The organism is Alkalicoccus halolimnae, from assembly GCF_008014775.2.
Taxonomy (GTDB): Bacteria; Bacillota; Bacilli; order Bacillales; family Salisediminibacteriaceae; genus Alkalicoccus; species Alkalicoccus halolimnae.
The window spans coordinates 3339510-3351857 of record NZ_CP144914.1 but is presented as its reverse complement, the minus strand read 5'-3'; the positions used below and the strand labels follow the sequence as shown (position 1 = coordinate 3351857).

Sequence of the window (12348 nt, the reverse complement as noted above, 5' to 3'; positions counted from 1 at the left end):
TGACACAACCGTCATAACGCTTTTTTTAGTGGAATCATCCGTCCCTTTACTGCTGTTTATCACGGATAAAGCAGCTGAACCCGTTCCTTCCGGAAAGCCTCCCCGCTGAGCCCGGTAGTTTTCCAAAGTATGAGATCAGGCCCGTCGATCTTGTTTACGATAATTCCGATGGTTTGGAGGAGGAAGAAAGCTTTTGGCGTCTGGCTTCACTTTGGTGAAAGATCAACACGTGAGCAGAATAGCCTTTGTAGCAGGAAGGACATTGAAACGGGAAACTGTTTTTCCGATTAATAGCTGCCTGGCGGACATCTGGAGCGCTGTCTCCATACGTATGCTTCACAATATTATTCCACTTTTCCACTGCAGAGATATTTTCACAGCTCGGACACTGCACATGAGTCGCCTCAAGTGTTTGTTTCTTTCGATTCAGTTTAAATGGCATGTCTTTTCTCCTCCATCCATAGACTCTCCTTTTATTATCTGTAAATATTTCCAAAAAGTAAACAGGTGAAGCACAAAAAATTCAAAATAGTGAAAAAGACATTAGCTTTATCGAATCCTTCTTTGAGCATGAAGGGAAGGTATGCTGGGTCCTTTATTTTCCAACTTCTTATCACATCGACTGGTTCCTGTTTGGAAACCAGAAGCCTGCAAAAAATTTCCGACATCGCGAAGGTTCACTTCTCCCGATCAAAAGGAGCAAGGAATCAGACGACCCCGTGCCCCCGGAAAGCTTCTCCATGGAAACGAAGGAGCGGTTTACAGAAACAGATACGAACTATGTTTTATAACTGGTTTTTCTTCGGCCTGCATAATAAAAAAGGCTCCCTGCCAACGCGGCGGGAGCCTTTCCTGCTTTCCGATACAATTTTCACGTGAGAAAGAACTACTCGTTCTCTTCGTCATCTTCGAGATTGGCTACTTTCGTGTCCGAAATATCCAGATGATACTTTAATTCTTCACTGATCCGTTCACGTTCTTCTTCCTCGACGAGAATGTACCAGAGACCGTCAATGCGCTCATTGTCGACTTCCAGCTCGAGTGTTTCCTGATCGTGACGGGCGCTTGCATAATTCTGCTGGAGCTTGCGCATCTTTTCGAAATCAAGGTTGGTAAGCACATTGTTACCAAGAGCATCGAGCAGCCCCTGGGCGTTGCTGAGCGAGCTGAGCTGGGCGCCCTCTTCAATCATCGAATTCACGATCTGGCGCTGGCGCGAATTTCGCCCGATATCGCCTTCCGGATCTTCCTTGCGCATCCTGGCATAAGCAAGAGCCTCTTCGCCGTTCAGCTCGTGCTCGCCTTCTTCAAAGAAAAATTCGTTCTGTTCAAAGGCGAAAGAATTGTCGACGGAAACGCCTCCGAGAGCGTCGATAATTTCTTCGAATCCGTTCATATTAACCGTGACGAAATAATCGAGAGGGATATCCAGGTAATTTTCCACCGTGTCCATAATCAAATCCGGACCGCCGTATCCGTAGGAATGATTAATTTTATCGGGGTTGTCCCGGCCGGGGATCGTAAGGCGGAGATCGCGCGGGAGGCTGACCATTTTCATGGAGTCATCCTCGGGATTTACCGTAACTACCATGATCGTATCTGCCAGTCCCTGGGCCGCTTCTTCCGCGTCCACACCGAGAAGCAGGAAAGAAAGTGGCTCCCGGTTGTCCATTTCCAGTTTTGACTCTTCTTCCTCTGCCTCATCTTTATCTCTGTCCCGTTCGAGCTCCACGTACATATCGGAATCGACTGTTTCCTGGACGGAATCATATAAGTAATAGGCGTAGCCGGCGCCAACAAGGAGAACGAGGGCGATCAGTACTCCAAATGTATACAGTATTTTTTTCATTATCCGGATCCCTTCTGTCGATAAACTAATATTCAGTATATCGTTTACCTGACAATGAATGCAAGAAGGATTCACTATAAATAAAAAGTACTCAAGTCTTTCTACCTTATTTAAAGAGGGTAAATCCGTTCGAAAGGCCTCTTTTTCTTCTCGCTTTAAGCACTTGGAACTATTCTGAATAAATGTCGGAAGGCAGAAAGGACATTTCCGCCATTCACCTGTTTCCGGCTGCGCGCTGCAACACTGTGTTTTGTTACCGTGGAGGCGCTCTCCGGACAGGACAGGTTCCGGAAGGATGTCATGGAAGAACGATCCGCTGAATAGCCGTTCTTCAGTTTACGGAGCGGCTTTTCAGGATAAAGGGAAAAGAGGAGGTTGGGACGGAACTCCTGACAGCGAGAGCGCTTATTTGGTAAACTGAACGTCAACCGCTGTGTGAAGGGGGGCGTTTTCTGCATGGACGTGGGTCTTCCGTCATCAGGAAAAGCGCACGTTCGCAGAAGTACATGAACCGCAGGAACCGCTGCAGCTGCGGCTGGCTGGAGGATTATCCGCTGCCGCAATTTTTACTGCCCCGCCGATGAAAGAAGCAGACCGCCGTGAACTGGTAATCTATTTTGCAGTGCCGGTCCGGGCGCTCGAGACGCCCATTGGAAAAGATTTTTCGCACCGGCTTCACATCATACATAAAGAAGAGGAGGTACGACTATGGATATGTACGATTTGTACCAGATCTGCCTGGCAGCGGGCCAGGAGATCATGGATGAGTACAGCAAAGATACCGCCGTGGATCGAAAAGAAGACCACTCTCCGCTTACAGAAGCGGACCGCCGCGCCCACCGCGTCATCTATGACGGCCTGAAGCAGATGGCGTCGATTCCTGTACTGAGTGAAGAAGGGGAAGATGTTCCTGCCGAAGAGCGCCAAAGCTGGAAACGTTATTGGCTCGTGGATCCGCTTGATGGCACGAAGGAATTTTTGAAGAAAAACGATGAGTTCACGGTGAATATTTCCCTCATTGAAGGGACCTACCCGACGCTCGGCATCATTTACGCCCCGGCGCTTGATACGTGCTACTTCGGTGCGAAGGGCCACGCCTTTAAATTAGAGAATGCCTCCGCCCAGCGCGCGGTCGATGAAGCAGAGCTGCTCGCAGCAAGCACGCCGCTTCCGAAAGAAGAGCCCGGAAGAAGTGTCGTTGCCAGCCGTTCGCACCTCTCTGACGAAACAGAAGCGTTCATTGAAGAGCTCACCCACGAACACGGTAGAATCGACACCGTCGCTGCCGGAAGCTCCCTGAAATTCTGTTTTGTTGCCGAAGGCAGAGCGGCCTGGTACCCGAGGTTTGCCCCGACGATGGAGTGGGACACTGCCGCCGGCCAGGCGATCGTCGAAGCGTCCGGCGGGGAAGTGCTCGACCATGAAACAGGAGAGCGCCTCGCCTACACAAAAGAAAACCTGACAAACAACTGGTTTCTCGCAAAAAGATAAGCAGGGGGCACGGTCTCTGCCGGGTGATAAAAAAGCTCAGAATAAAAGGAGACGCTCCGAATGGGGCGTCTCCTTACGTTTATTTATTCGTTTTCTTCCGACTGGGCAACGTCTGCTCCGTCGAGACCAAGATGAGTGCGGAATTCGCTGCTTAAGCGGGAGCGCTCTTCGTCTGATACCGAATAGTACCAGATGCCGTCGATCGTTTCGCCGCTTCCGTTAATTTCAAGCGTTTCCTGGTTGTGGCGGGTATCGGAATAGTTGGACTGCAGCTTGCGCATTTTCTCAAAGTCGAGATTCGTGACGACGTTGTTTCCCATCGCATCAAGAATGTCCCCGATGCGGGTGACCGAACTGAACTGCGCACCTTCATTGATGATCGCATTGACGACCTGACGCTGGCGCGTGTTGCGGCCGAAGTCACCTTCCGGATCTTCTTTACGCATCCGGGCATAGGCAAGCGCTTCTTCCCCGTTCAAATGCACTTCGCCTTCTTCAAAGCTGTACTCATCCTGCTGGAATGCAAATGCATTGTCCACCGTCACGCCGTCCACCGCATTGACGATCTCCTGAAAACCGGACATGTTGACGGTAATGAAGTAGTCGAGCGGAATGTCAAAATAGTCTTCGACGGCTTCGAGTGCCATATCCGCTCCGCCGTAAGCGTACGCGTGGTTGACTTTATCCTGACCGCGGCCGGGAAGCTCCATGCGCGTGTCGCGCGGAAGGCTGAGCATCCGCATCGATTCCTCCGCCGGGTTGACGGTGATGACCATAATCGTATCCGTCCGTCCGCTCGTCGATTCCTCTGCATCCACGCCCATTAAAAGAAACGAGACCGGCTCGCCGTTGTCCATATCAACTTCCGCCGTCCGGCCGTCCGGCTTATCGCGCTCGAGATCAACGTGCATCTCCGAATCAATTGTATTCTGAACCGAATTATATAAGTAAAATAAATAACCTCCGCCTGCCAAAAGAAACAGCAGAAAGATGCCTCCCACAATATAAAATAATTTCCGCATAGGTATGCTCCCTCTCTATAGAAATTCTATTACTCAGTATAATCGGCAGAGAAGTCGGACGCAATAAAATTTTCGTTAAATTGAAAGAATTTGACAAAAATGATTTACTTTCCTGACGTTTCCTATTACTATAGACTTAATGAACGTCTTTTATAACGAACATCAGAAGGCGGACGGGCAGGTTCGTCTCGAAACCGGACCGCAGGCAGCAGCCTCTCGTTAGAAAAGAAATAAAACGGCCGGCGGGGGATTTTCCATTAGTCTAGAAGCAGACCGATCCATAGGAAGTTTTTAATCGTCGTTATCTTATAGCATAAACAGAAATGGCCGTCTAACGAGGTAGTCACATACAGGAGGAACAGGATGGAAGAAAAAATCAGTGTAAAAGACATTTTACAGACGCTGAGACAGCGGCTGGGCCTGATCGTGATCATTACAGCCGCCGCTGTAGCATTGGCAGCAGGAATCTCCTACGTTATTCTTACCCCGGTGTATGAAGCATCGACCCAGCTGCTCGTCAATCAGTCGGCCGCTGATTCACAGCAGGAGTTCACTTCCGACGAACTGGAGACGAGCCGGGAGCTTATTAACACATACAGCGTCATTATTACTTCTTCAAGAATTCTTGATCCGGCACTTGAGGAGCTGAATCTGATACGATCCGTAGACGAACTGCGGAGTCAGGTGAGCGTATCAGACTCAGAAGAATCCCAGATCGTTACGATCCGTGTCCAGGACGAAAACCCTGATGCGGCTGTCGAAATAGCGAACACGATCGGGGCAGTCTTTCAGGAAGATATTATAGACATTATGAACGTCGATAACGTCTCGCTTCTCTCTCCTGCGGAACTGGAGGAAAACCCGTCGCCGGTGGCTCCGGATCCGGTGCTGAATATGGGAGTCGCATTTGTCGTCGGCCTCGTGCTTGCGGTCGGGCTTGCCTTCCTTCTCGAATTTCTCGACAGAACCATTAAATCGGAAGAGGACGTGGAAGAAAAGCTCGGTATTCCAATACTCGCTTCCATCTCTACAATGCCGCCGTCCAGAAACGCAGGGGACCTGACGAGTACGAAAAAGCAGCGAGGACGTGAGACGTATGGGGCTTAAAGGGAAAAGCAGATCTGCCGGGGCATTTGATAAGCAGCGGGCATTGATTACCGAACTCGACAAGCGTTCGCCGATTGCCGAACAGTTCCGTACGCTTCGCACGAACATACAGTTCGCGTCCATTGATAAAAAGCTGAAAACAATCCTGGTCACCTCCTCTTCTCCCGGAGAAGGGAAGTCCACGACGGCGGCAAACTTAAGTATAGTCCTATCCCAGTTGGGCAGTAACGTCCTGCTTGTCGATGCCGACCTCCGCAAACCGACTGTCCACTTTTCTTTTCAGGTGTCAAATCAAACCGGCTTAACCAACGTCGTCACGGGGCAGGCACCCTTACAGGCGACCGTGGCAGAGACAGCGATTGCTAACCTGGACGTCCTTTCTTCCGGACCGGTTCCGCCGAACCCGAGTGAACTTCTCGGATCGAGCAAAATGAAAATGTTCGTCGAGGAAGCATCCGGCCTGTATGACTACATTATTTTTGACACGCCCCCGGTTAACGCCGTCACTGATCCACAGATTCTTGCCGGACTGCTGGACGGGACCGTGCTAGTCATCCGCAGCGGCAGGACAGAAGAGGAACAGGCTAAAAAAGCAGTGGCCTCCCTGAAAAAAGTGGAAGCAAATCTTCTGGGAGCGGTGCTGAATGACCGCGTATTAGAAGAATCACATAACTATGACTACTACGGGGAAGGATAAGCTCCTCCCCTTTGTAATAGAGGAGGATGAAAGTATGATTGATCTGCACAGCCATATTCTGCCGGGGCTCGATGACGGAGCGCCGGATGAGGAAGAAATGCTTGCGATGGCCCGCACGGCCGTGGAAGAAGGCATTACGAAACTAATGGCCACGCCCCACCATCAGAACGGGAGCTACAATAATCCGGCCTCTGTGATCCGCAGACAAGTGAAGAAAGCGAATGCGCGCTTAAAGGAGCAGAGGATCCCGCTCGAGATTCTGCCGGGGCAGGAAGTCCGCATTTACGGGGAAATGCTCGAGGACCTGGGCGAAGGAGACGTTCTGACGCTGAACGGTTCCAACTATCTGTTCGTGGAATTTCCATCGAGCCAGGTGCCCCGCTATGCGAAGCAGCTGTTTTACGACCTGCAGCTGGAAGGCTACAAGCCGGTCATCGTCCATCCAGAGCGGAACCAGGTGTTTGTTGAGAAACCGAGGATGCTTTACGACTTTGTCCAGAACGGAGCGCTCACCCAGGTGACCGCGGGAAGTGTGACCGGCGCGTTCGGCAGGAAGATCAAGCACTTTTCCCTCGAAATGATCCGTGCCAACTTAACGCATATCGTCGCAAGCGACGCGCACAATACGACGTCACGTCCGTTTCATTTAAAGGAAGCGTACGAGGTCATCGAGGGCGAGTTTGATTCAAAGCGGGCTGCTTTTTTTCAGGCGAATGCTGAAAAGATTATAGCAAACGACCCGGTGATTCCCGATCAGCCGAAACATATGGAAGAAAAATCGTGGCTGAAGCGGCTGTTGAGTAAATAAATTTTTTCTAAAAAACAAAGCGAACAGGACTGCGGAAAACGCGGTCCTGTTCGCTTTGTAAACCTTTCCAAATTGTAAAATAAAAGAAGTTTCGGCGGTCGAAAAGACGTAAATGTATGAAAAAGTCTAGTTAAAAAGGAGAAAAGACCTATGTGATCGCATGGGAATATGTTACAATATTAGGTGGATTACATAATATAGCATTACTGGCTTTCCTCTCCTTTCCAAGGGAAAAAGGACATGACTCTTCCCCCTGTCGAGAAGAGAAATTTTCGGGCGGTTGGGTTCATTATCGTGAAAAGGATGCGTGTGAAAATCGCTTCTTTTCGTGTGGAAGAAATGTTCTCTAGCGGGAAAAGCCGTAAAACATAGCAGAATGGAAGATTGGTTTTCAAGGAGGAAGATGATGGGTTATAAGGGGAGACTTGCTTCATTAATACTGATTGATTCGATGATCGTGATGTTTTCGATTTTTGCCGGGTACTGGCTGTTAATGCCGGCGGCGGACATTTTCGCCGCGGCGATTGTCGCCACCTCCGTGGCGCTGCTCGTGTTTCACCACGTGTTTGCTTATTTTTTCAAACTGTATAAGCGGGTCTGGTCGTATGCGAGCATCCGCGAACTGTCGGGAATTTTTCTCGCTGTCACGTGTACGGTCGCGGCTGTCGCCGTGTTTCAGCTGCTCGCGTTTCAAACGCTGTATACGCGCACGCTGCTCGTGACGTGGATGCTGCACATCCTCTTTATCGGGGCGTCACGCTTTTCATGGCGGCTCTACCGCGACACCAAATTTAAACTCGACCACACGAAAAAACGCGCACTGATTATCGGCGCCGGAAACGGCGGGACGATGGTGGCGCGTCAGCTGCTGACGAGTGATATGTCCGAGCTTCGGCCGGTCGCGTTTATTGACGACAATCCGCACAAAAAGCATCTGGAAATTATGGGGGTTCCCGTCGTCGGCGGGAAAGAGATGCTGACGGACGTTGTCCGGGATAAAGAAATCGAACACATTATCATTGCTATCCCTTCCCTTTCCAAACAGGAGCTAAACATTATTTTTGAAAAATGTTCCGAAATGAAAGTGCGTACGCAGATTATGCCGGCGCTCGAGGACATTATGTCCGGAAGGGTGAACGTCACGGAAATGCGCGACGTGCAGGTAGAAGACCTGCTCGGGCGTGATCCGGTGGAGCTTGATACGAAGAAAATTGAAAAGAAAGTGACCAATAAAACAATTGTCGTTACCGGTGCCGGCGGCTCGATCGGTTCGGAAGTATGCCGGCAGCTTGCCCGCTTCTCTCCCGAGAAGCTGATTCTTCTCGGCCACGGAGAAAACAGCATTTATTCGGTGGAAATGGAAATGCGGAGCCGATTCCCGGATATGGAAGTGGCAGCGGAAATCGCCGACGTGCAGGACAAAGAGCGGATCGTGGAAGTGATGAAGGAATACGCTCCGGACGTGATCTACCACGCGGCGGCGCACAAGCACGTGCCACTCATGGAACGAAACCCGCACGAAGCGGTGAAAAACAACGTCCAGGGTACAAAGAACGTGGCCGAAGCGGCCCACGAAACGGGTGTCACTTCGTTTGTGATGATCTCTACAGATAAAGCGGTCAATCCGACGAGTGTCATGGGGGCATCGAAACGGATTGCAGAAATGGTCGTGCAGCATATGGACCGCATCAGCGGGACGAAATTCGTCGCTGTTCGTTTCGGCAATGTACTCGGCAGCCGCGGAAGCGTCATCCCGCTCTTTAAAAAGCAGATAGCCGCAGGAGGCCCGGTTACCGTTACCCATCCGGATATGACCCGCTACTTTATGACGATCCCTGAGGCGTCCCGCCTCGTACTCCAGGCAGGAGCGATAGCCGAAGGCGGCGAAACGTTCGTTCTCGACATGGGCGAACCGGTCAAAATAGTGGATTTAGCCAAAAACCTGATCCGCCTCTCCGGATACAACAAAAATGATATTGACATCCAATATACGGGCATGCGTCCGGGGGAGAAAATGTTTGAAGAACTCCTCGGAGAAAACGAAGTCCATCAGGAGCAGATCTATCCGATGATCTACCGCGGGAAGACTCCTCCGGTAAATATCGATGTAGTCAAAAGACTGCTGGGGAATTATGAAGCAGTCGATAACGACAGACTGCGCGAGAAGGTGCTCGACATTGCACACTTTCGTGAAGTGGAGCTTAGAGAAGTCGTTACAGCAAAATAGCAGCGGTCCGGAATGTTGTTATCAATATTTCTCTCTTAGCTAATATATTGATAGAGCATTCAGGCCGATCTGCTGAATACATTTCCAGGCGTCAGAAACAATTATTACTATCTACTTAATCAGTGAGGTGCTTTAAGATGGCCAGTCGCATAAAACTTTATATAAACACCATAAAATATCTTAAACCTTCACAGATACTTTATAGAATTAAAAATAAAGTACATAGGGAACTTTATAAAAAAGACTTATTCAAAATAAAAGTACCCGATAAGGTTCCCGTTAATGAAAATCATAATTATCTCCTCAGAGAATTGGAATTTAACGAAGAGTATCTTGCTAAATTCAATCCTGAGGAGATATTGGAAAACAATTTTGAATTTATCAGTATTTCTCATGAAGTAGATTTGTCTACAGCGTGGAATGATCCGAAATTACAACATTTGTGGAGGTACAATCTACACTATTTTGAATATCTCTATCCTTTAGCTCAAAGGCACATAGAAGAATATGACAATGATATGTATTATCAAAAATGCAGATACTTTATAGATAACTGGATAAACCACAATCCAGTTGCCTACGGTGACGGATGGCACTCCTATACAATCTCCCTTCGACTGACTAACTGGATAGCTGTATATGAAATTTTTAAAAATGAAATGAAAAAAGATCCTGATTTTCATAATAAATTTATAGATTCTTTATATAAGCAATATCAGTACCTGCAATCTATTTTAGAAAAAGACGTACTCGGTAATCATTACTTCGAGAATATAAAGGCCCTTTTAATAGCGAGTATCTTTTTCGAGGATTCTAAAGTGAGAGAGAAGTTCAAAAAAGAATTATTGAAGCAATTGAAAGAACAGATACTTGAGGACGGCATGCACTTCGAATTAAGTCCTATGTATCACAAAATCATCTTGGAAGATCTGATAAAAATCACTTACTGGTTAAAAGAAGATTCCATATACGAACAATTACGTCCAACAATTAAAAAAATGATAGATGTCACTTTCAGTTTGGAAGACGGATTTGGAAAAACGCCGGCTTTTAATGACAGTACAGATGGGATAAGTAAAGATTATAAAAGTTTGCTGGCAGTCTCCGAAAAGAACTTTTCGTTAACACCAGAGAAAAAATACAAGTTGGAAACGAGTGGTTTTTACATCACGGAGAACGGTGACAACAAAAGGATTTTTGACACAGGTGATGTCTCTCCCACCTATTTACCTGCCCATGCACATTGTGATGCTTTAAGCTTCGAGCTTTCAGTGAAAAGTTTACCGATGATTGTTAATTCCGGAACGTATCGATATGAGAATGGAAAGTGGAGAGATTATTTCAGAAGTACAAAAGCTCACAATACAGTTACTGTAGACAATCAGGAGCAATCCCAGTTTTGGGGGAGTTTCAGAGTCGCAAAACGTATTAAAAAACTGAAAAGAAATATTTTTAACTATAATGGTATTCAATATGAAGCAGGTCAATACGTGTCTTATCAAGGAGTAAAACATAAAAGGTTTATAGGGAATATAGATGAACACACATTTATAGTTTTGGATGAAATCAAAGCAAAAACAAAAGCGGATATTAATAGCTTTATACATTTTATTCCAGAAGTAAATTTCGAAATTAATAACAGTACGATGAAGGTTACGAGTGAAGACCAATTGGTTTACCTAACTGGAATAAATACAAATAAAGTTGAAGTGAATTTAGGCTGGTATTCAAAGCAATTTAATGTAAAAGAAGAAAATAAGCATATAAGACTTACAAAAAGCAAAAACAAAAATCTTTTCGGTTACTTAATAGAAGTGGATTCAAACCGGCATGAAATCATCCCTATAAAGAATGGCTTAAAAGTTATTAATAAAGACAAAGAATACACCATCAACTATAAAAAATTAGGAGTAATGCTATGAAGATCGTTGTAGTATGTCATTATTTCCCACCTGAAATTGGAGCGCCTTCAAGGAGAATGTATGAAATGGCAAAACACTGGGTTGAAGCAGGTAATGAAGTCCATGTTGTTACGTGTTTTCCAAATCATCCTACAGGTATCATTCCAGAAAAGTATAAAGGAAAGAAATACAGCTATGAAGAAATGGATGGCATTCATGTACATAGAAACTATGTCTATGCCACTCCAAACACAGGATTTGTAAAGAAAACGTTAGGACATATCTCATTTATGTTTTCTTCCGTTATTTTCTCAATGAATAAAATAAAAAAGCCCGATGTTATCCTTACAAGTTCTCCTACGTTTTTTTCAATCATTTCAGGCTACTGTTTCAGTTTAATAAAAAGAGCCCCTTTTGTTCTTGAAATAAGAGATCTCTGGCCCGCAGCAATGATTGAATTGGGAGTGATGAAAAAAGGTCCAGTGACAAATATATTGGAGAAAATGGAACTGTTTTTTTACCGTAAAAGCAGCAGACTAATTATGGTTACGAAAGCTTTTAAAGAGAATGTGGTAAGCAGAGGAATTAATGGCAACAAAGTTCATGTTATTACGAATGGGGTCAATCAGGACTTATTTTATCCGAGAATGAAGGATGAAGAGCTTATTAATGAATATAAACTTAACGATAAGTTTATTATTTCTTACGCAGGAGCTCACGGTATTTCCCAAAATTTGAGTGTTATTTTAAATGCCGCTCAAGCATTGGAAGAGTATGAAGATATTCAATTTTTGTTTATTGGCGAAGGAGCGGAAAAGGAAAAATTAAAGAGAACGGTAAGCGATCTGAATATCAGCAATGTAAAATTTATTGATTCGCAGCCAAAGGATCGGATTTCCGCCTTCTACAGCAGTTCTGATATTTCGTTAATCCCTTTAAGAAATATAGAACTCTTTAAATCGTTTATTCCTTCCAAAATGTTCGAAATTATGGCTTGTGGGGTGCCGATCGTGGCCAGTTTAGAAGGAGAATCAGCCGATATTTTATCTGAATCGAAAGCAGCTTCCGTAGTTCAGCCGGAAAACGCCGAAGAAATAAAGCAGGCTATTCTTAAATTAAAGCACGATAGAAACTTATATATACAAATGCAGGAAAACGGTCCGAAATTTGTCGAGCAGAATTACTCCAGAAAGAAATTAGCAGAACAATATTTAGAAATTATGCGGGACATATAAAAAGGAGACAT

The 12348-nt window shown here is 46.3% G+C and carries 10 protein-coding genes; 7 read left to right on the top strand and 3 right to left on the bottom strand.

Going from position 1 to position 12348, the window contains the following annotated elements:
• Window positions 1-154 precede the first annotated feature (154 nt).
• Window positions 155-442 (bottom strand): hypothetical protein, encoded by a 288-nt coding sequence (locus tag FTX54_RS15300; RefSeq protein WP_147802792.1) that lies wholly within the window; start codon window positions 440-442, stop codon window positions 155-157.
• Between the two features lie 444 nt (window positions 443-886).
• Window positions 887-1849, bottom strand: a complete 963-nt coding sequence (locus tag FTX54_RS15295; RefSeq protein ID WP_147802793.1) for an LCP family protein — start codon at window positions 1847-1849, stop codon at window positions 887-889.
• A gap of 708 nt (window positions 1850-2557) precedes the next feature.
• Here FTX54_RS15295 and cysQ point away from each other — a divergent pair.
• Window positions 2558-3340 carry a 3'(2'),5'-bisphosphate nucleotidase CysQ gene (gene cysQ, locus FTX54_RS15290; RefSeq protein WP_147802794.1) on the top strand — a complete coding sequence of 261 codons (783 nt, stop codon included), beginning with the start codon at window positions 2558-2560 and terminating at the stop codon, window positions 3338-3340.
• A gap of 83 nt (window positions 3341-3423) precedes the next feature.
• On the opposite strand, the gene FTX54_RS15285 is transcribed toward cysQ, so the two are convergent.
• Window positions 3424-4362 (bottom strand): LCP family protein, encoded by a 939-nt coding sequence (locus FTX54_RS15285; RefSeq protein ID WP_147802795.1) that lies wholly within the window; start codon window positions 4360-4362, stop codon window positions 3424-3426.
• A 363-nt stretch (window positions 4363-4725) separates the two neighbouring features.
• On the opposite strand from FTX54_RS15285, the gene FTX54_RS15280 reads away from it, so the two are divergent.
• The 6 genes from FTX54_RS15280 to FTX54_RS15255 all read left to right on the top strand — a co-directional run bounded on the left by FTX54_RS15280 (window position 4726) and on the right by FTX54_RS15255 (window position 12337).
• Window positions 4726-5469: a YveK family protein gene (locus FTX54_RS15280; protein ID WP_147802796.1), complete on the top strand. Its 744-nt coding sequence runs from the start codon at window positions 4726-4728 to the stop codon at window positions 5467-5469.
• Window positions 5459-6166 carry a CpsD/CapB family tyrosine-protein kinase gene (locus FTX54_RS15275; RefSeq protein WP_147802797.1) on the top strand — a complete coding sequence of 236 codons (708 nt, stop codon included), beginning with the start codon at window positions 5459-5461 and terminating at the stop codon, window positions 6164-6166. Before FTX54_RS15280 ends, FTX54_RS15275 begins: the two co-directional genes overlap by 11 nt.
• Before the next feature lie 34 nt (window positions 6167-6200).
• Window positions 6201-6974, top strand: coding sequence for a tyrosine-protein phosphatase (locus FTX54_RS15270; protein ID WP_147802798.1), 774 nt, complete (start codon window positions 6201-6203; stop codon window positions 6972-6974).
• A 406-nt stretch (window positions 6975-7380) separates the two neighbouring features.
• Window positions 7381-9201, top strand: a complete 1821-nt coding sequence (locus FTX54_RS15265; protein ID WP_147802833.1) for a nucleoside-diphosphate sugar epimerase/dehydratase — start codon at window positions 7381-7383, stop codon at window positions 9199-9201.
• A 137-nt stretch (window positions 9202-9338) separates the two neighbouring features.
• Complete coding sequence (locus tag FTX54_RS15260; protein ID WP_147802799.1) at window positions 9339-11123, top strand: heparinase II/III family protein; 1785 nt, start codon at window positions 9339-9341, stop codon at window positions 11121-11123.
• A complete protein-coding gene (locus FTX54_RS15255; protein ID WP_147802800.1) occupies window positions 11120-12337 on the top strand; it encodes a glycosyltransferase in 1218 nt (405 codons plus the stop codon). Before FTX54_RS15260 ends, FTX54_RS15255 begins: the two co-directional genes overlap by 4 nt.
• Window positions 12338-12348 lie beyond the last annotated feature (11 nt).